Here is a 17,407-nt window from a genome sequence, read left to right on the forward strand (position 1 = left end):
ATGACCACCACCATGGAACCGCTCGAGGATCAGCTGACCGCCGACTTCTACAACTACGAGTCCCTGCTGCCGGACGACGAACGCAAGCTGCTCCTGAAGGCCCGCGCCCTCATGCGCGACCAGGTCAAGCCGCTGGTCAACGAGAACTGGGCCAAGGACGCGTTCCCGACCGAGCTCATCGGCCTGTTCCGCGACAGCGGCCTCGCCGGCCTGCCCTACGAGGGCTACGGCGAGCACCGTCCCGCCGTCAGCAACCTGCTCAGCGGCACGATGGCCATGGAGATGGCCCGCACCGACGCCTCGGTCTCCACCTTCTTCGGCGTCCACAACGGCCTGGCGATGTACTCGATCCACTCCGGCGGAGACCAGGAGCAGCGCGACCGCTGGCTCCCGGCGATGGCCGCGATGGACAAGATCGGCGCGTTCGCCATGACCGAGCCGCTCGGCGGGTCCGACGTCGCGGGCGGCATGCGCACCACGGCCCGGCGCGAGGGAGACGCCTGGGTACTGAACGGCGCCAAGAAGTGGATCGGCAACGCCACCTTCGCCGACTACGTCGTGGTGTGGGCCCGGGACGAGGACGACAACCACGTCAAGGGCTTCGTCGTGGAGAAGGGCACGCCCGGCTTCGACCCCGTGAAGATCGAGGGCAAGATCGCCTTCCGCATCGTCGAGAACGCCGAGATCACCCTGACCGACGTCCGGGTGCCGGAGGCCAACCGCCTGCGGAACATCGACTCCTTCCGCGACGTCGCAGAGATCCTGCGCGCGACCCGTGCGGGCGTGGCCTGGCAGGCGCTCGGTGTCATGATCGGCGCCTACGAACTGGCCCTGGACTACGCCCGGGAGCGCAAGCAGTTCGGCCGCCCGATCGGAGGCTTCCAGCTCGTACAGGATCTGCTGGTCAAGAGCCTCGGGAACATCACCGCGTCCTGGGGCATGATGGTGCAGCTCGCCCGGCTGCAGGACGCGGGCATCTTCCGCGACGAACACTCCTCGCTGGCCAAGGCGTTCGTCACGTCCCGGATGCGGGAGGTCGTGGCCTGGAGCCGTGAGATCTTCGGCGGCAACGGCATCCTCCTGGAGCACGACATCGCCCGCTTCTTCGCCGACGCCGAGGCGATCTACTCCTTCGAAGGCACCCGCGAGATGAACACCCTGATCGTCGGCAAGTCGATCACGGGCCAGAGCGCCTTCGTCTGAACCGCCCGCTCCTGAACTTCCATGGTCCTGCCCGATATCGGGCAGGACCATGGAAGTTTCGCGTTGTCCCGACCTAGAGTTGCCGTTCGTCGTGAACAAGCCTGAACAAGCGTCAACAAACGTGAACAAAGGGGGATTCATGCGCTCGCTGCCCACCGGTACGGAGGCCGTGGTCTTCGACTGCGACGGCCTTCTGGTCAACACCGAGGACTGCTGGACGGTGGCCGAAACGGCGGTCTTCGCGGCCCACGGCCTGCCGTTCGGCCCCGCCGAGAAGGCCCTGGTCCTCGGCCGGACCCTGGAAGCCGCCGGGGAGGCCATGGCCGAGCACTTCGGACGGCCCGGAGCGGGCGCGGAGATCGCCGCCGGTCTTCTCGCCCGGGTACGCAAGGAGTTGGCGCGGGGCGCCGAGGCCCTGCCCGGAGCGGTGGACCTGGTGCGCGCCTGCCGGGCGAGCGTGCCGGTGGCCGTGGCCAGCAACAGCCCGCGGGAACTCCTCGACACGGCACTGGAGTCGGCCGGCCTGCGCGACTTCTTCCCCATGTCGTTCGCGGCCGACGAGGTGAGCTCCCCCAAGCCGGCCCCGGACCTCTACCGCACGGCGTGCGCGGCGCTCGGCGTCGCTCCGGAGCGTTCCGTCGCCTTCGAGGACTCGGCCACGGGCGTCGCCGCGGCACGTGCCGCCGGCCTCTTCGTGGCGGTTGTACCGTCCCTGCCCGGAGGTGCCCCCGACCACGACTGGCTGGGCACGAGCCTGGCCGAACCCGAACTGCTGGACTGGGCCGGGGGACTGGGCCCGGGCGGCCCCCGCTGACCCACTCGCTGTCCGGTTTGGCCGCTACTGCGGATGGTGACTTCCTGGCACGCTGACCAGCACCCGCGCGGCCAGCAGGACCGGAAGGAAGCGCCAGCATGATCGAGTGGAAGCCCCTGGGCACCGGAGCCAGGCCCGTCCCGAAGCCCGTGGCGACCCCGTTGGTCTGGGCCGGGGCCTTCGGCGGCGCACTCGTCCTGGTGGTGCTCCTCAACACCGTGGTGGGACCCGGCCGTCCGGAGATGGCACTCCCGGCGCTGTCCCTGCTGGCCGCCCTGCTCGGCCTGTGCGCACGCTTCACGGCCGCCCCCGGCACGGCCGTCCTCTGCTGGCTCTTCCTCAACGGCTTCGTCATCCCGCCCGCCGGCACCCTCACCTGGGCCGGTCACCGCGACACCACCTGGCTCGCCTGTCTGCTCACCGCCACCCTCGTCGGCACACTCCTGGCCCGCCTGCGCCACGCCCGCGCCGCCTACCGCCGCCTCGCCCCCGGCAGCGACCGGGAGTCCTGAGGGTCCTGGTCTCGCCGCCCTAAGAGACTGTTAGGACTTGGTTCACGCCGTTGAGCGGCGCTGTTCCCGCCATCGACCCTGTGTGCTCCCGGGCCGCAGACAAGGGAGTTCCGATGGCCACACCGACCACCGCCGCGCGCGGGCAACAGCCGCGCCAGGGCGAACGCAGGGTCGTCAGCAACATCGTGCGCGGATCGATCGGCAACCTGATCGAGTGGTACGACTGGTACGCGTACACCGCCTTCAGCGTCTACTTCGCCTCCGTCTTCTTCCCCTCCGGCGACCAGACCGCCCAACTGCTGAACACCGCCGCGGTGTTCGCCGTCGGCTTCCTGATGCGGCCGATCGGCGGCTGGGTCCTCGGCCGCTACGCCGACCGCCGGGGCCGGCGCGCGGCGCTGACGCTCTCGGTCACGCTCATGGCGGCCGGTTCGCTGATCGTCGCCCTGACCCCCTCGTACGGGTCGATCGGGGTCGCCGCGCCGGTGCTCCTGGTGGCCGCGCGGCTGCTGCAGGGCCTCTCGGTGGGAGGGGAGTACTCGACCTCGGCCACCTACATGTCCGAGGTGGCCTCACCGGGCCGCCGCGGCTACTACTCCAGCTTCCAGTACGTCACCCTCATCGCCGGCCAGCTGACGGCGCTCGGCCTGCAGATCGTCCTGCAACAGCTGCTCAGCACCGCGCAGATGGAGTCCTGGGGCTGGCGGATCGCGTTCGTGGTCGGTGCCGCTGGGGCGGTGGTCGTGCTGTGGCTGCGGCGCGGCATGGACGAGTCCGAGAGCTTCGAGCGTGCCGCCGAGGAGGGCGAGAAGGGCGAGAAGAGCGAGCAGGGGCAGAGCGGCCCGGCCCGCGGCAGCCTGCGGCTGCTGCTGTCCTACCCGCGGCAGTGCCTGACCGTCGTCGGACTGACCATGGGCGGCACGCTGTTCTTCTACACGTACACGACGTACCTGCAGAAGTTCATGGTCAACACCAGCGGCATCGCCAAACCGACCGCGGCCTGGATCAACTTCTTCGCGCTGCTCGTGTTCGTCGTGCTCCAGCCGGTCGTGGGCCTGCTCTCGGACCGGGTGGGGCGCCGCCCCCTGCTGATCGCGTTCGGGGTGCTGGGCACCGTGGTGGTGGTGCCCTCGCTCACTCTGCTGTCCCACACCAGCGACCCCGTGTACGCGTTCCTGCTCATGGTCGTGCCGCTGGCCGTCAGCTCCCTGTACACGTCGATCAGCGCGGTGGTGAAGGCCGAGCTGTTCCCGACCTCGATCCGGGCCCTTGGCGTCGGCCTGCCCTACGCCCTGACCGTGGCCGTGTTCGGCGGGACCGCCGAGTACGTCGCCCTCTGGTTCAAGGACGCCGGGCACGAGAACTGGTACTTCTTCTACGTCACCGCCTGCGTCCTGGTCTCGCTGCTCGTCTACATTCGGATGCGCGAGACCTCGGAGGCGTCCCCGCTGGACGAGGACACCTCCCGGTCCCGCGGCTGACGAGGCGGGAAGGAGGCGGACCGTGCGGGTGCTGCTGGCCGAGGACGACGACGGGGTGGCGGGCGCGCTGACCGAGGCGCTGTACGACAACGGTCATCTGCCGGCCCGGGTGCGGCGCGGCGAGGACGTCCTCGCCCGCCACCGGCAGGCGGACCTGCTGCTGCTCGACCTCGGCCTGCCCGACCTGGACGGTCTGGAGGTGCTGCGCAAGCTGCGCGCGGTGAGCGCCCTGCCGGTGGTCGTCCTCACCGCGCGGGGCGACGAACGGTCGGTGGTGCGCGGCCTGCGGCTGGGCGCCGACGACTACCTGGTCAAGCCGGTCCGGCTGGCCGAGCTGCTGGCCCGCATAGAGGCCGTCACCCGCCGCGCCACCACGTCCGCCGCCCCGGCGCCGCGCACCGTGCGCGCCGCCGACGTCGAGGTCGACCTGGACGCGCGCCGGGTGACCGTCGGCGGGGCGGAGGTGCGGCTGACCACGAAGGAGTTCGAGGTCCTCGCCGCGCTGGCGGCCCGGGCCGGCACGGCGGTCAGCCGCCAGCAGCTGATGGACGAGGTGTGGGGCGACGCCTTCCTCGCCGTGTCCCGCTCGCTCGACGTGCACCTCACCCAGGTGCGGGCCAAACTCGGCCGCCCCGAGGTGCTGACCACCATCCGCGGCTTCGGCTACCGCTTCGGCGACTGAGCCGGCCCTCCCGCACAGGTCCTGTTCATGCGCACCCGCGTCCTCACCGTCGTCCTGGCCTTCGCGGTCCTCGCGGTGGCCGGCTTCGCCGTCCCGCTGCTCGCCGTCACCGCCGCGCAGCGCACCCAGCAGCTCGTCGCGGCGCGCACCGCCGACCTCGACCGGTTCGCCTCCCTGGCCGAGCAGGCCGCCGAGAGCGACGACACCGGCGCCCTGACCGCCGAGGTCCTCCGCTACACCGAGCTGTACGGCGAAGCGGTCGTGGTCGTCGACGCCCGCCGGGCCCCCGTGGTGCAGACGGGCGGGCTGCGGGCCGCCGACCCGGCCGTCGCCCGGCTCGTCGACGCCGCGCTGCGCAATCAGCCCGTCTCGCCCGGAGGGACGCTGCGGCCGTGGTCCCGGGGCGACCGGCTGCTCGCCCGCCCCGTGGGCACCGGCACCCGGGTGTCCGGGGCGGTGGTGCTGCGCTCCTCGGTGCGGGCCGCCGCGGACGACATCGCCCTGCGCTGGGCGCTCGTCCTGGCCGGCGCCGGCCTGTTCGCCGTGGCGTGCGTGCTGCTCGCCCGCCGGGCCACGCAGTGGGTCGTACGGCCGCTGCACCGCCTCGACCGCGCCGTCGGCACCCTGGCCGCCGGTCTGCCGCCCGAGCACGCGCGGGCCGGTGGCCCGCCGGAGCTGCGCCAGCTGGCCAACGGCTTCAACCGCATGGCCGACGCGGTCACCACCGCCCTGGAGCAGCAGCATCGCCTGGTGGCCGACACCTCGCACCAGCTGCGCAACCCCCTGGCCGCGCTGCGCCTGCGTATCGACTCGCTCCAGCCCCATGTGCGCACCTCCGCCACCCGCACCTACTCCGGGGTGACGGCCGAACTCGAACGCATGGAGCACCTGCTCGACGACCTGCTCACCCTGGCGAACGCCGAGCACCGCGCCGGCGAACTGGCCATGGCCGAGACTCGGGAGGCCTCCTGCGACGCGGCGGCGGTCGCCGCGGCCCAGGCCGGGCTCTGGCGGCCGGTGGCCGAACAGGCCGGAGTCCGCCTGGAGTTCGTCCCGGGCCCGGCCGTCCGCACGGCCTGCACGGAGGGCGAACTGGCGCAGGTCGCCGACATCCTCCTCGACAACGCGATCAAGTACGCCGGGAGCGGCGCCCGCGTCGAGACGCGCTGTTTCAGCGACGGCCCGGACGCGGTGTTCGAGGTCCGTGACGACGGGCCGGGCCTCGCCACCGGCGAACTGCCCCGGGCGGGCACCCGCTTCTGGCGCGCGGAACGCCACCGCGACGTGCGGGGCAGCGGCCTCGGCCTGGCCATCGCCGAGCGGCTGGTGGCCGGTCGCGGCGGACGCGTCGAGTTCGCGGCGGCCGCACCGCACGGCCTGCGCGTCCGGGTCGTCCTCCCGCACGGGCCCACGCCATGACCCGCCCCGCCGACGGCCGGGTGGAGACCGCCCCGGGCGTTCCCGCACCGGCCGGCCCCGCCCGCCGCACCGCCCTGCGCGCCGCACTGGGTGCGGCGTGCACCAGCCTGCTCGCGGGCGCCACGACGGCCGACGCACGGCACACGGACCGCGGCCCGGAGGGCGGCCTGCGGGTGGCGACCGGCGAGTCGGACGGCTTCTACACGGCCTTCGGCCGGCTGCTCGCCGCCGAGGTCACGGCGGCCTACCCGCGGCTGTCCTGCGAGGTGATCAACAGCGAGGGCAGCGTGGCCAACATACGGCTGCTCCAGGCACGCCGGGCCGATGTGGCGCTGGCCCTGTCGGACATCGCCTGGGCCGCGTACGGCGGCACCGAGCCGTTCGGCCACCGCGTGCCGCTGCGCGCCATCGGCAGGGTCTACGAGAACTACGTCCAACTGGCGGTGCGCTCCGGGTCGGGCATCCGCAGCGTGGCCGGACTGGCCGGCCGTACCGTCTCGCTGGGCGCGGCCGGCTCCGGCGGTGCCGTGCTCGGCGACCGGCTGCTGCGTGCCGCGGGCCTGACCCCGGGCACCGACGTGCGGGTCCGGCACCTGCTGATGCCGCAGGCGGGGCGCGCGATGCGGGCCGGTGCCATCGACGCCCTGCTGGTCGCGGGAGGAGTGCCGCTGCCCGTGCTGTCCGGGCTGGACACCGACCCCGGCATACGTCTGCTGCCGCTGTCCGGCCTGCTGCCGCGGCTGCGGGCGGGCCTGGGCCGGGCGGGTTCGGGTCTGGAGGTGGTGACGGTGCCCGCCGGGGCGTACCGGGAGACGCCCGAGGTGCCCACCATCGGCGTCGCCAACCTCCTGCTCTGCCGCCCCGGCCTGTCCGCCCCCGTCGCCGCCGCCCTCACCCGCGTCCTGGTCCGCCGGGCCACCAGCCTCGTCCCCGCCCCGGCCCTCGGCACCCAGTTCCTCGACGCACGCAGCCTGATCTCCACGGGGGCCGTCCCCCTGCACCCGGGGGCGGTCGCCGCCTATCGCGAGCTGCACGGTTAGCGGCCCCGGCCGGTGGGACACCCCCTAGGATCGCTGCCATGGCCCTGACCATGAACGACGTGGACCGGTTCGAGGCCTCCAGGCCGCGTCTGGAGGCCATCGCCTACCGCCTTCTCGGTTCGGCGAGCGAGGCCGAGGACGCCGTGCAGGAGACGTACCTGCGCTGGCAGGCCGCCGACACCGGGCGGATCGAGGTGCCCGAGGCCTGGCTGACGAAGGTGCTCACCAACCTGTGCCTCAACCAGCTCACCTCGGCACGCGCCCGGCGCGAGACCTACGTGGGCCAGTGGCTCCCCGAGCCGCTGCTCGCCGGGGACCCGATGCTCGGCCCGGCCGACACCGCCGAGCAGCGGGAGTCCGTGTCGTACGCGGTGCTCGTCCTGCTGGAGCGTCTGTCCCCGGGCGAGCGGGCGGTGTACGTGCTGCGGGAGGCGTTCGAGTACCCGCACCGGGAGATCGCCGAGATCCTCGACATCTCCGAGGCCGCCAGCCAGCAGATCTTCCACCGGGCCAGGAAGCACGTCGCGGAGGGCAAGGTCCGCACCGAGATCGACGAGGCCGCGGCCCGGCGGGTCATCGACGAGTTCCTCGCGGCCGCCACCAGCGGCCGGACGGAGCCGCTCGTACGGCTGCTCACCGAGGACGCCGTCTCGATCGGTGACGGCGGCGGCAAGGTCCCGGCCCGTGCCAAGGCGTTCGAGGGCGCGGCCGCGGTCGCGCGGTTCATGCGGGGCCTGTTCAAGCCCAGCAAGGCCAAGCGGGCCCTGGTCGGCGGCTCGCCCGAGGTGTTCGCCGCGACCGCCAACGGCGGCCCCGCCCTCGTCGCGGTCGTCGACGGCCGGGTCATCGGCGTCATGTGCCTGGAGATCACTGCCGAGGGCATCGCCGCGTTCCGCAACCAGGTCAACCCCGACAAGCTCGAACGAGCGACGAGGCGGTGGGCGGCCGGAGACCACGGAGAGCCTCTCACCTCGATGTGACCTGCTTCACACCGTCTTCCTGTCAGGAAACGGCGGGCTGCCCGGTTCAGGTGGCGAACCCGCTCGAGACAGGAGACCCAAGCCATGCAGCACCGCATCATCGTCCTCGGAGCCGGCTACACCGGAGCCATCGCCGCCGGACGCCTCGCCAGGCGGCTGCACCGCGAGGACGTCGCCATCACCCTCGTCAACCCGGAACCCGACTTCGTCGAGCGCGTGCGGATGCACCAGCTCGCGACCGGCCAGGACCTCAGGCCCCGGCCCTTCCACGAGATGTTCGCGGGCACCGGCGTCGAGCTGAGGCTCGCGCGGGTCACCGGCGTCGACGTGGAGCGCCGGACCGTCGCCGTCACCGGCGAGGACGGCGACGGGGAGCTGGAGTACGACACCCTCGTGTACGCCCTCGGCAGCGGCTGGAACGACCAGGGGGTCCCCGGCACCGCCGAGTACGCCCATGAGATCGCCGGCCGGCCCGGAGCGCTCCGGCTGCGCGAGCGGCTGGCCGGTCTGGACGCCGGGCAGACCGTCGTCGTGGTCGGCGGTGGCCTCACCGGGGTGGAGGCCGCGACCGAGATCGCCGAGGCCCGCCCGGATCTCGACGTGGCCCTCGCCGCCCGCGACGGCCTCGGCGACTGGCTCTCCGCCAAGGGCCGCGCGCACCTGCGCAAGGTCGTCGACGAACTGGGCATCACGGTGCACGAGCACACCGCCGTCACCGGCGTCGAGGCCGACCGCGTCACCACCGCCGACGGCACCTCCCTCCCGGCGGCCGTCACCGTGTGGACGACGGGCTTCGCCGTCCACCCGATCGCTCGGGCCACCGCCCTGGAGGTGACCGGCACCGGCCAGATCGTGGTCGACCGCACCATGCGCTCGGTCTCCCACCCGGACGTCTACGCGGTCGGCGACGCGGCCCTGGTGGCGGGCCCCGGCGACAAGCCGCTGCGGATGTCCTGCGCCTCGGGTGTCCCCACCGCGTGGCAGGCCGCCGACGCCATCGCGGCGCGACTGACCGGCGGGAAGATCCCGGCCGTGCCGCTGCGCTACTTCAACCAGTGCATCTCGCTGGGCCGCAGGGACGGCCTGATCCAGTACGTCACCGCCGACGACCGGTCCGTACGCGCGGCCCTGACCGGGCGGCTCGCCGCCCTCTACAAGGAAGTGGTCTGCAAGGGCGCGGCCTGGGGCGTCGCCCACCCGGTCCTGACGCCGACCCGGCGCCGCCGCGTGGTGCGGGAGACCGCACGGGCGGAGGCACCGGCTCCTCTCGCGAGGGTCTGACGCTAGGGGCGCTCACCGAACTGGAGGAGGCCGCCGAGAAGGAAGCACGCGGCTCCGACCAGGGTGCCCCAGTTGGCGACGCCGGCGTCGACCATGCTGCCGGTGGCGGGACGGGTGAAGCCGGCGATCGCCGAGACCATGAAGAGGACGGAACCGAACTGGTTCACCGCGACGATCCACCAGCCCAGACTGCGGCGGCGGAAGCAGAACCGTCCGTGGCAGACCTCCACGAACGCGAGATGCCCGGAGACCAGGAAGAGCACGCAGCCGATCACGTCCGGGACCCAGACCAGCCGGTTGACCTGCTGGACGCTCAGCCCCTGCAGGAAGGAGTCCAGCAGGTCGACGGCGAACACGAGGGTGCCGAAGAAGAGGACGACCGCGCTCAGCCAGTCCACCCGGTCCGGCTCGTAACTCCACCAGCGCCAACCGGGGGTGACGAGCCGGGCCTCGCCACCGGGCACATGGCGGGGAGCGTTGACGACCTGGAGCAGTGCGACGTAGCCGCCGGCGCTGAAGAACAGACCCCCGGCGAAGTAGATCGAGGCGCAGGTGGTGGCGTCGCCGGAGCCGAGCTGGGCCACGCCGGCGCCGGTCGCGAAGAGGGCACCGCCGATGACGAACGCGGTCGCGGCGAGGGCGTTGAGTCCACGCAGCCGGCGGAGCACGGTCTCGTCGGCGCCGGTGGGCCGGCTGCCGGGGGCGCCGGGCGGGCGGACGGCCATCACTCCGCGCCGCCGGGCCGGCCGTGACTCCCACACGGCGGTGCCGCCGCCGGGAAGGTCCCAGGTGAGCCGGGTGGTGAAGGGGCCCGCGCCCTCGGCGCGCTGCTCGGTTGCTCGCACCGGCCGAGAGTAGATCGGCCACCGAGTCCCTCCCCCGCACGAAACGCCGCCGTGGCGGCGGCTCCTCCGGCAGCACTGCGGGGATCGTGGTGGCATGAGCGAGCAGCGGTTCGCCGTGTGGGCGGCCGGGGCCGCGTACGAGCGGTACATGGGGCGCTGGAGCCGTCTCGTGGCGGCGGAGTTCGCGGCGTGGCTCGACCGCGACCGGAGCTGCGGTGGCTCGACGTGGGATGCGGGACGGGTGTGCTGTCGGCTGTGGTGAGCGCCCACTGCCGGCCCCGGACCGTGCTGGGCGTCGACCGTTCCGAGGGTTTCGTGCGCTCGGCCCGGATCGCGGCTCCCGCCCCGGCGCACTTCGTCGTGGCGGACGCGATGTCGCTTCCGCTGCGCACCGCCACGGCCTGCGCTCCCGCTACCTGGTCGGTGTGCCCCTGCCGCCGGCCCTGCTGTGGGGCGGGACTACGCCGAGGGGATGGGCTTCCTGCGCCGGTTCTGGGACGCCGCCGTCGAGGTCACCCCCTCCGCACGCCCGCTGGACTTCGCCGACCTGTGGGAGCCCTTCCTGTCGGGTCAGGGCCCCGCCCCCGGCTACGTGGCGGCAAAACAAGGCGACATGGGAACGCCTCGAAGGGGCATTCGAAAACAAGCAAGTCAACAGTGAGGAGAGTGCGGCCCGTTCGGTCCGTGCAACCGACAACCGGGAGTATCCAATGACGAGTTACGGCAGTTCCCCTGCCGCTTCCTCCGGATCGCGCACCAACGGTCTGGCGATCGCGAGCCTCTGCTGCGGCATCATCGGACTGTTCATCCTGAACATCGTCCTGGGGCCCCTCGCCATCATCTTCGGCGCCGTCGCCCGCCGCCAGGCAGCGGCCAAGAACGGCGCCGGAATGGCCAAGGCCGGCATCATCCTCGGCATCGTCGACGTCGTCCTCTGGCTCGTACTCCTGATGGTCGCCGCCAACAACGGCGGGTTCAGCTGGTACGTCGGCGGCTAGCGGCCACCGGCGCGGTCAGGACCGCAGGAACGCCAGGATGTCCGGGTTGAGGACCTCCGGGTGGGTCGACAGCATCCCGTGCGGGAGCCCTTCGTAGCTCTTGAGCGTGCCGTTCTTCAGGAGCTCGACGGTCAGCGGTGCCGAGTCCTCGTACGGAACGACCTGGTCGTCGGTGCCGTGGGCGACCAGGACCGGTACGTCGATCTGCCGGAGGTCCTCGGTGAAGTCGGTCTCCGAGAAGGCCTTGATGCATTCGTAGTGGGCGTTGGCCGCGCCGGCCATTCCCTGCCGCCACCAGTTGTCGATCAGCCCTTGGGACACCTTCGCGCCGGGGCGGTTGAAGCCGTAGAACGGCCCCGAGGGCACATCGATGTAGAACTGCGCCCGGTTGGCGGCGAGAGCCTCGCGGAAGGCGTCGAAGGTCTCGATGGGCAGACCGCCCGGGTTGGACTCCGACCTGACCATGACGGGCGGTACGGCCCCCACCAGCACCGCCTTCGCGACGCGGCCGGGCGCGGCACGGGCGACGTAGCGCGCGACCTCGCCGCCGCCGGTGGAGTGGCCGATGTGGAACGCGTCCCGCAGGTCGAGCGCCGTGGTGAGCGCGGTGACGTCGGCGGCGTACGTGTCCATGTCGTGGCCGGTGGCGCTCTGGCTGGACCGGCCGTGCCCACGGCGGTCGTGGGCGATGACCCGGTAGCCCTGCGCCAGGAAGAACAACATCTGGTTGTCCCAGTCGTCGGCGCTCAGTGGCCATCCGTGGTGGAAGACGATCGGCCGGCCGTCGCGCGGACCCCAGTCCTTGTAGAAGATGCTGGTGCCGTCGACGGTGGTGACTGTACTCATCGCTGCTCCTCCGCTCACCAGGGCGTGCCCCGGCGACGCTGAGGCGCGGGACACGCGGGGACCGACGAGTTCACGCCTCGGGGCGCGACGTACCCGCACCACACTACGCCCGGGCCGGGTACGGCACATCCTCAGAGGATCGCCCGGAAGCGGTTCGTGCCACTCGCCACGGCCGGCCGTTCGGCACCGCCACCCGGTGACTCCCGACCCACAGGGAACGCACAGGCGTCGTTCCTCCTCTAGCACGGCGACACCCCCCAACTGAGAGGAACGCGCCGTGCGTTCACGTGTACGCATACGTTCACGCCTGTACCCGGCCGGGTCGCTGGTCCTGGCGCTGGCCGCGGCGGGATCCGTGCTGGCCGGAACGGCCGCCCCCGCCTCCGCCGAGGGCTCGCCCGCCCGTGCCGATCTCCGCGCCGATGTGAACCGTGACGGGCGGGTCGACGTCGGCGACGGCACCGACAGGAGCGGCGAGGACGGCTGGTCCGTCGGCCGTGGTGCCGTCGTCCTGCCCAACATCGACGACGACACCAAGCGGTGTCCGGTCAGCGGGCCGGGCGGGAGACCCCTGTCCGACGCCAAGCTGGCCGCCTGCAACGACGCCACCGACAAGAAGGTCAACGGCGGCGCGGACGCCTCCGACCTGGCCCGGGTCCGTTCCGTCCCCATGCCCGGCCTCCCCGCGGACGCCAAGGGCAGCCTGAAGATCACCACGGGTGGAAAGCAGGCACACCTCTTCCTCAAGCGGTCGGGGAAGTGGGTGCTGGTGACGTCCACGACCCGGCTGACCGCCGCCGAGCTGCGGGCCGGTGCGGAGTTCGGCGTCGAGGCGACCGATGTCGTCCGGGACACCGCCACGTGGGACGGCCGGGTGGTGGTCCGGCTGACGGTGACGTCCGGCTCCCGCGAGACCACCTCCGACTCGGTGACCCTGCGCGTCGCCCCGCTGCTGACCCAGCATCACCTGCAGAACACCCAGCAGGTGATGGTGACCGAGGTCCAGGGCGAGGGCCCGTACAGCCGCCTCCAGCAGAAGTTCGTCAAGGAACTGGCGAAGGAGGTCAAGAAGGCCGGGGTCACCACGCCGCTGGTCAAGTTCACCAAGTACGCCGACCCCTGGGCCCAGGACTTCGTCGAACCGGCCTATGTCAGCATGACCGGGCCGGGCGGCAAGCGGCAGGTGATGCGCGTGATGCTGCGCTCCGCCCAGCCGGACCGGGACGCCGGCCGGGAGCTGTTCGAGAAAGTGCGCGGCCGGGACGTCGGTGTGGTGCAGGTGACCGACCGGGCCGAACCCGACGACTGGTCGCTGAACTCCATGGGGAACCTGGAGACCATTCCGCCCTACGCGCACGGCGGCCGCTCCTACCCCGCCGGGCGGATCATCCAGGGCTGGCGCAAGGACAGCGGCGCCCGCACCTCGAAGGTGATGCGCACGCTGCTGAAGTCGCAGGGGCTGCAGGACCCGCTGCAACTGGACACCTCCTGGCTGGGCGTCGGGCACGTCGACGAGTTCGTGCAGTTCCTGCCCGCCGACACTCCGCGCGGCTGGCGCATCGGCATCGCCGATCCCGAGGCGGGGCTGCGGCTGCTGCGCGACGCCAAGAGCGCGGGACACGGCAGGACGAAGATGTTCTCCGTGCCGGGCCGCAGCGACCAGCCGGCGCCCAAGGAGACCATCGACCAGGCGCTCGCCGACCGGCATCTGGTGGCCGACAACGAGATGGCGGCCCGTCGCATCGCGGCCAACCTGGAGATCCTCAAGCGCGAGACCGGCGTCACCGAGGACGAGGTCGTACGGGTGCCCGCGCTGTACACCCGTGAGTCGGAGGCGGTGGCCGACAGCGGGCAGGAGGTTCCGGTACCGCGTCTGAGCCGCATGGGCGCCGGCGCCGACCTGGTGGGCGCGCTCAAGGACCACGGCCAGCAGAAGTGGCTCGCCGGGAACCCCGCCGCCCCGCGTACGGTGACGACCAGCGCGTACGTCCCCGGAGCGGTCAACGGCGTGCTCCTGGGCCGCGACCGGTACCTCGCCCCGCGCCAGTGGGGTCCCGTCATCGACGGCAAGGACATCTTCACCGAGGCGGTGGGCGCCGTGTACCGGCGGGCGGGTCTGAAGGTGTCGTACATCGACGACTGGTACACGTACCACCTCGGCATGGGCGAGGTGCACTGCGGCACCAACACCCTGCGCGACGCGTCGGCCGCGTGGTGGCGGTAGCCGGTAGCCGGTGATCGGCAGCCGGGACTGTGCGGGTGTGGACCGGACGGCCGTCCGGTCCACACCTGACGGGCGTTCACGCCTCAGCCCTTCGCGGGGCCTTCGTCGTCGCGGGGCCAGACGGCGATCGCGATGAGCACGGCCGCCCACACGCCCAGCGGTGTGACCGGCCAGTAGTACGTCAGCTCGCCCTCCCGCGCGCAGCGCACACCCCAGATCCCGGACATGATCACCGCGCCGCCGAGCCAGTAGCGCCATTCGGCCAGCCACTCACGGAGGTCTCCGCGGTCCTGTTCCGAACGGGTCGGCGTCGGCGCGGGCAAGTCCGCTGTCAACGAGGCGAGTTCGTCGGCGGTACGCGCCCGCAACGCGCTCCGCGACCGGACCTCGTGCTCGGACGTGTCCAGCCGCCCCTCGGCCAGCGCCGCCGCCAGCACCTCCAGCGCCGCGTCGCGTTCACGGTCCGACACCCGCATCGCGGGCACGGCGGGCTCACCTCGGTCGTCCACTGCTGTCCCCCTTCCTGCACCGTGGAGGCATACGGCCTCGACAGCTTTTAGAATACGACCGTATCCTGAAAAGGGGAGTGCGAGCGATGCCCAAGACCGTCGACAGGGAGGAACAGCGCCGGCAGATCGGTGCGGCCCTGCTCCAACTCGTCTCCGAACGGGGCCTCGACGAGGTCAGCGTGCGCACGGTGGCCGCCGCCACCGGCCGCTCCCCGGGGGCCGTGCAGAAGTACTTCCGCACCAAGGACGAGATGCTCACCTTCGCCGCCGAGCTGGCCGGGGAGCGCATCGAGGGCCGTATGGCGGGCGTCGACACCACGCTCCCGCTGCGCCGGGCGCTGCGGGAGCTGATCCTCACCACCCTCCCCCTGGACGCCGAGCGTCGCGCCGAGGCCACCGCGCAACTCGCCTTCGCCGTCCACGCGGCACACCACCCCCGCCTCGCCACGATCCGGCGCCAGGTCGACCAGGACGTCCGTCAGGCCCTGGCCGCCTGGCTGGAGTCGGCCGGGCACGGCACGGACGCGACAGCCGTCGCCGACGCGGTGATCGCCCTGTCCGACGGCCTGGCCCTGCGCATGCTGTACACCCCGCGGGAGCACGAGCAGTTGCTCGTCGCGCTGGACCGGGCGCTCGACGCGCTCGTCACGGCCCGCGAGTCGTCGGCGGAACGGCTCAGTGGTCGTCCGTGATGGTGGTCGCGATGCCGTTGCTGATCACGACCTCGGCGCTGACGCCCTTCTTGGCGGCCGTCTCCAGGTCGGCCTCGGTGCACTCGGTGCCGTCCTGGCTGCCTTCGTCGCCGCAGATGTCGCCGTAGCCCAGGATCCTGGTGTCCTCGGCGAGGAGGAACTGCTGCTCGACGCCCTTCATGCCGGAGACCGTGTACTTGCCGGGCGCCAGGTACGAGACGTTGCCCAGCCAGGTGCCGTTGACGCCCTTGCCCTTGTTGATGCCGTCGACGACGGTCTCACCCGAGCCCGAGCCCGAGCCGGTGTCCTGCTGGGTGGTACGCCGCTCGGTCACCAGGGTCGCGATACCGTCCTTCATCTCGACGTCGGCGCTGACGGCCCCCTTCTTGGCAGCCGCCTCCAACTGGTCCAGCGTGCACGGCGCGTCCACCTTCGACCCCGCGTCGCCGCATATCGTGCCGCCGCCGTAGACCTCGGTGTCGTCGGCCACCAGGAACTGCTGGTCGCCCTTGCCCGGTACGGACACGATGAACTTGCCGGGGGCGAGATAGGTGACCTTGCCGTTCTTGAACGAACCGCTGACGCCCTTCGAGTCCTTGGAGCCCGACGCCTTCTCCGCGACCGCAGCCGAGCCCGTCCCGCTCTTGCCGGACGACGAGTTGTCGTCGGTGCCGTTCTGGCACGCCGTCATCAGCAGTCCGGCGGTGAGCGCGGCGGTGGCGACGACGGCCTTGCGCAGGTGGCGGTTCATCAAGGGAGTTCCTTCCGAGGCGGGGTGCTGTACCGACTATGAGGGACCCCGAAGCCCGCAGGTCACCCCCGTCTTCCCTTCAGGACACCGCAGTGGCACAGCCGTGACACGGCAACACATCGGCTGTGGCGGACAGTTCGTCGACGCGCCGCCTTGCGTGAGGCGGGCAGGGGCGTGGTGGGGGCGCCGGGGAGGACGCCCCCACCGGATGGTCAGCGCCGGCCGGGGGCCAGGTCGGGGTGCTCCATGACCTGCTCCGCCAGCTTCGGGCGCTCCTTGATCAGGTCGGCGGCGATCGGATCGTGGAAGTACTTCTTGTACAGCCTGATGTAGGTGCCGTCGTCGATCATCTGGTCGATCTGGTGGTCGATGTCCTTGAGCAGCTCCGGATCGCCGTTCTTGCGCATCGGGAAGGCGCTGCCCTGGAGACTCTCCAGTTTCACGGCGATGCGGACCGGCTCCTTCGCGACGTACGCGTCCGCGCTGGCACCGCCGAGAACGGCCGCCTCGATGCCTCCCGAGAGCAGCTGCGTGATCAGTGCGGTCTGGTCCTTGAACTTCACCAGCTCCGCTCCCCCCATCTCGCGGTGGACGAAGGTCTCCTGCACGGACCCGCTGACGGCGCCGACGCGTTTGCCGTCGAAGTCCGGCAGAGCGTCCTGCTTGCCGTTCTTGAGCGTCAGGACGTCGGTGAAGCCCCAGTAGAACGGGGTGGTGAAGGAGACCGACTTCTTGCGCTCGGCGGTCGCGCCGACACCGGCCACGCCGATGTCGTACTGCCCGGCCGACAGGCCGGCGAGGATGCCCTGCAGGGTGGTGGTCTTGTACTGGACCTTCAGGTCGAGGCGCTTGGCGGCTTCGTTCATCAACTCGACGGCGAACCCGGTGGGCCTGCCCGCGGCGTCGGTGATCGCGAAGGGCGGCTGCTCGGACTGGGTGGCCGCGGTGATCACACCGTCCTGGACGAGCTTGTACTCACTGGTCGTGGCGTCCGCCGCCGCACCGCCGCCACAGGCGGAGAGGGACAGCAGCAGAGTGACGACCGCGGTCGCGGCGAGCAGGGGTCTGCGCGAAGTGAGGTGCATGTTCCGGGCTTTCTGGTGGGAGGGGTCACGACGGGGGAGACGACG

At 72.0% G+C, this 17,407-nt stretch carries 19 protein-coding genes and 1 pseudogene; 15 read left to right on the plus strand and 5 right to left on the minus strand.

Features of this window, described 5'->3' with window-relative positions; genetic code table 11:
• The 9 genes from ABZ016_RS10065 to ABZ016_RS10105 all read left to right on the plus strand — a co-directional run bounded on the left by ABZ016_RS10065 (window position 1) and on the right by ABZ016_RS10105 (window position 9,412).
• Window positions 1–1,203, plus strand: coding sequence for an acyl-CoA dehydrogenase family protein (locus tag ABZ016_RS10065; protein WP_356916079.1), 1,203 nt, complete (start codon window positions 1–3; stop codon window positions 1,201–1,203).
• A 139-nt stretch (window positions 1,204–1,342) separates the two neighbouring features.
• A complete protein-coding gene (locus tag ABZ016_RS10070) occupies window positions 1,343–2,017 on the plus strand; it encodes an HAD family phosphatase (RefSeq protein ID WP_356916080.1) in 675 nt (224 codons plus the stop codon).
• 98 nt (window positions 2,018–2,115) lie between these two features.
• Window positions 2,116–2,529 carry a hypothetical protein gene (locus ABZ016_RS10075; protein ID WP_356916081.1) on the plus strand — a complete coding sequence of 138 codons (414 nt, stop codon included), beginning with the start codon at window positions 2,116–2,118 and terminating at the stop codon, window positions 2,527–2,529.
• 113 nt (window positions 2,530–2,642) lie between these two features.
• On the plus strand, window positions 2,643–4,010 hold the full coding sequence (locus tag ABZ016_RS10080; protein WP_356916082.1) for an MFS transporter: 1,368 nt from the start codon (window positions 2,643–2,645) through the stop codon (window positions 4,008–4,010).
• A gap of 22 nt (window positions 4,011–4,032) precedes the next feature.
• Window positions 4,033–4,692 carry a response regulator transcription factor gene (locus tag ABZ016_RS10085; RefSeq protein WP_003991703.1) on the plus strand — a complete coding sequence of 220 codons (660 nt, stop codon included), beginning with the start codon at window positions 4,033–4,035 and terminating at the stop codon, window positions 4,690–4,692.
• 27 nt (window positions 4,693–4,719) lie between these two features.
• On the plus strand, window positions 4,720–6,111 hold the full coding sequence (locus ABZ016_RS10090; protein WP_356916083.1) for a HAMP domain-containing sensor histidine kinase: 1,392 nt from the start codon (window positions 4,720–4,722) through the stop codon (window positions 6,109–6,111).
• Window positions 6,108–7,151, plus strand: a complete 1,044-nt coding sequence (locus tag ABZ016_RS10095) for a TAXI family TRAP transporter solute-binding subunit (protein ID WP_356916084.1) — start codon at window positions 6,108–6,110, stop codon at window positions 7,149–7,151. The genes ABZ016_RS10090 and ABZ016_RS10095 overlap by 4 nt, the downstream gene beginning before the upstream one ends.
• Before the next feature lie 38 nt (window positions 7,152–7,189).
• Window positions 7,190–8,131, plus strand: coding sequence for an RNA polymerase sigma-70 factor (locus ABZ016_RS10100; RefSeq protein ID WP_356916085.1), 942 nt, complete (start codon window positions 7,190–7,192; stop codon window positions 8,129–8,131).
• Window positions 8,132–8,215: 84 nt separating this feature from the next.
• On the plus strand, window positions 8,216–9,412 hold the full coding sequence (locus ABZ016_RS10105; protein WP_356916086.1) for an FAD-dependent oxidoreductase: 1,197 nt from the start codon (window positions 8,216–8,218) through the stop codon (window positions 9,410–9,412).
• 2 nt (window positions 9,413–9,414) lie between these two features.
• Here ABZ016_RS10105 and ABZ016_RS10110 read toward each other — a convergent pair whose 3' ends face one another.
• Entirely contained in the window at window positions 9,415–10,257 is an 843-nt protein-coding gene (locus ABZ016_RS10110; RefSeq protein WP_356916087.1) for a hypothetical protein, read from the minus strand.
• Window positions 10,258–10,351: 94 nt separating this feature from the next.
• On the opposite strand from ABZ016_RS10110, the gene ABZ016_RS10115 reads away from it, so the two are divergent.
• From ABZ016_RS10115 to ABZ016_RS10130, 4 genes and pseudogenes are all read left to right on the plus strand, one after another.
• Complete coding sequence (locus ABZ016_RS10115) at window positions 10,352–10,519, plus strand: hypothetical protein (protein WP_356916088.1); 168 nt, start codon at window positions 10,352–10,354, stop codon at window positions 10,517–10,519.
• Window positions 10,516–10,596 (plus strand): annotated as a pseudogene (locus ABZ016_RS10120) (hypothetical protein); the annotation flags it as partial. The gene ABZ016_RS10115 and the pseudogene ABZ016_RS10120, both read left to right, overlap by 4 nt.
• Before the next feature lie 133 nt (window positions 10,597–10,729).
• On the plus strand, window positions 10,730–10,918 hold the full coding sequence (locus ABZ016_RS10125; RefSeq protein ID WP_356916341.1) for a hypothetical protein: 189 nt from the start codon (window positions 10,730–10,732) through the stop codon (window positions 10,916–10,918).
• A gap of 49 nt (window positions 10,919–10,967) precedes the next feature.
• Window positions 10,968–11,255 (plus strand): DUF4190 domain-containing protein, encoded by a 288-nt coding sequence (locus ABZ016_RS10130; RefSeq protein ID WP_356916089.1) that lies wholly within the window; start codon window positions 10,968–10,970, stop codon window positions 11,253–11,255.
• A 15-nt stretch (window positions 11,256–11,270) separates the two neighbouring features.
• Here the strand turns inward: ABZ016_RS10130 and ABZ016_RS10135 are convergent, their stop codons facing one another.
• A complete protein-coding gene (locus tag ABZ016_RS10135) occupies window positions 11,271–12,101 on the minus strand; it encodes an alpha/beta hydrolase (protein ID WP_356916090.1) in 831 nt (276 codons plus the stop codon).
• Window positions 12,102–12,378: 277 nt separating this feature from the next.
• On the opposite strand from ABZ016_RS10135, the gene ABZ016_RS10140 reads away from it, so the two are divergent.
• On the plus strand, window positions 12,379–14,325 hold the full coding sequence (locus tag ABZ016_RS10140) for a protein-arginine deiminase domain-containing protein (RefSeq protein WP_356916091.1): 1,947 nt from the start codon (window positions 12,379–12,381) through the stop codon (window positions 14,323–14,325).
• A gap of 83 nt (window positions 14,326–14,408) precedes the next feature.
• On the opposite strand, the gene ABZ016_RS10145 is transcribed toward ABZ016_RS10140, so the two are convergent.
• Window positions 14,409–14,834: a DUF1707 domain-containing protein gene (locus ABZ016_RS10145; RefSeq protein WP_356916092.1), complete on the minus strand. Its 426-nt coding sequence runs from the start codon at window positions 14,832–14,834 to the stop codon at window positions 14,409–14,411.
• Between the two features lie 86 nt (window positions 14,835–14,920).
• On the opposite strand from ABZ016_RS10145, the gene ABZ016_RS10150 reads away from it, so the two are divergent.
• A complete protein-coding gene (locus ABZ016_RS10150) occupies window positions 14,921–15,526 on the plus strand; it encodes a TetR/AcrR family transcriptional regulator (RefSeq protein WP_356916093.1) in 606 nt (201 codons plus the stop codon).
• On the opposite strand, the gene ABZ016_RS10155 is transcribed toward ABZ016_RS10150, so the two are convergent.
• On the minus strand, window positions 15,510–16,277 hold the full coding sequence (locus ABZ016_RS10155; protein ID WP_356916094.1) for a hypothetical protein: 768 nt from the start codon (window positions 16,275–16,277) through the stop codon (window positions 15,510–15,512). The genes ABZ016_RS10150 and ABZ016_RS10155 overlap by 17 nt on opposite strands.
• 212 nt (window positions 16,278–16,489) lie before the next feature.
• On the minus strand, window positions 16,490–17,362 hold the full coding sequence (locus ABZ016_RS10160) for a transporter substrate-binding domain-containing protein (RefSeq protein ID WP_356916095.1): 873 nt from the start codon (window positions 17,360–17,362) through the stop codon (window positions 16,490–16,492).
• Window positions 17,363–17,407 lie beyond the last annotated feature (45 nt).

Origin of the sequence: Streptomyces sp. NPDC006372 (assembly GCF_040612515.1) — a bacterium.
Taxonomy (GTDB): domain Bacteria; phylum Actinomycetota; class Actinomycetes; order Streptomycetales; family Streptomycetaceae; genus Streptomyces.

What these genes read in the sequence shown, in the direction of transcription:
- ABZ016_RS10065 (WP_356916079.1), top strand. Translation starts at nt 1, where the DNA reads ATGACCACCACCATGGAACCGCTCGAGGATCAGCTGACCGCCGACTTC.
- ABZ016_RS10070 (WP_356916080.1), top strand. Translation starts at nt 1,343, where the DNA reads ATGCGCTCGCTGCCCACCGGTACGGAGGCCGTGGTCTTCGACTGCGAC.
- ABZ016_RS10075 (WP_356916081.1), top strand. Translation starts at nt 2,116, where the DNA reads ATGATCGAGTGGAAGCCCCTGGGCACCGGAGCCAGGCCCGTCCCGAAG.
- ABZ016_RS10080 (WP_356916082.1), top strand. Translation starts at nt 2,643, where the DNA reads ATGGCCACACCGACCACCGCCGCGCGCGGGCAACAGCCGCGCCAGGGC.
- ABZ016_RS10090 (WP_356916083.1), top strand. Translation starts at nt 4,720, where the DNA reads ATGCGCACCCGCGTCCTCACCGTCGTCCTGGCCTTCGCGGTCCTCGCG.
- ABZ016_RS10095 (WP_356916084.1), top strand. Translation starts at nt 6,108, where the DNA reads ATGACCCGCCCCGCCGACGGCCGGGTGGAGACCGCCCCGGGCGTTCCC.
- ABZ016_RS10100 (WP_356916085.1), top strand. Translation starts at nt 7,190, where the DNA reads ATGGCCCTGACCATGAACGACGTGGACCGGTTCGAGGCCTCCAGGCCG.
- ABZ016_RS10105 (WP_356916086.1), top strand. Translation starts at nt 8,216, where the DNA reads ATGCAGCACCGCATCATCGTCCTCGGAGCCGGCTACACCGGAGCCATC.
- ABZ016_RS10115 (WP_356916088.1), top strand. Translation starts at nt 10,352, where the DNA reads ATGAGCGAGCAGCGGTTCGCCGTGTGGGCGGCCGGGGCCGCGTACGAG.
- ABZ016_RS10125 (WP_356916341.1), top strand. Translation starts at nt 10,730, where the DNA reads ATGGGCTTCCTGCGCCGGTTCTGGGACGCCGCCGTCGAGGTCACCCCC.
- ABZ016_RS10130 (WP_356916089.1), top strand. Translation starts at nt 10,968, where the DNA reads ATGACGAGTTACGGCAGTTCCCCTGCCGCTTCCTCCGGATCGCGCACC.
- ABZ016_RS10135 (WP_356916090.1), bottom strand. Translation starts at nt 12,101, where the DNA reads ATGAGTACAGTCACCACCGTCGACGGCACCAGCATCTTCTACAAGGAC.
- ABZ016_RS10150 (WP_356916093.1), top strand. Translation starts at nt 14,921, where the DNA reads ATGCCCAAGACCGTCGACAGGGAGGAACAGCGCCGGCAGATCGGTGCG.
- ABZ016_RS10155 (WP_356916094.1), bottom strand. Translation starts at nt 16,277, where the DNA reads ATGAACCGCCACCTGCGCAAGGCCGTCGTCGCCACCGCCGCGCTCACC.
- ABZ016_RS10160 (WP_356916095.1), bottom strand. Translation starts at nt 17,362, where the DNA reads ATGCACCTCACTTCGCGCAGACCCCTGCTCGCCGCGACCGCGGTCGTC.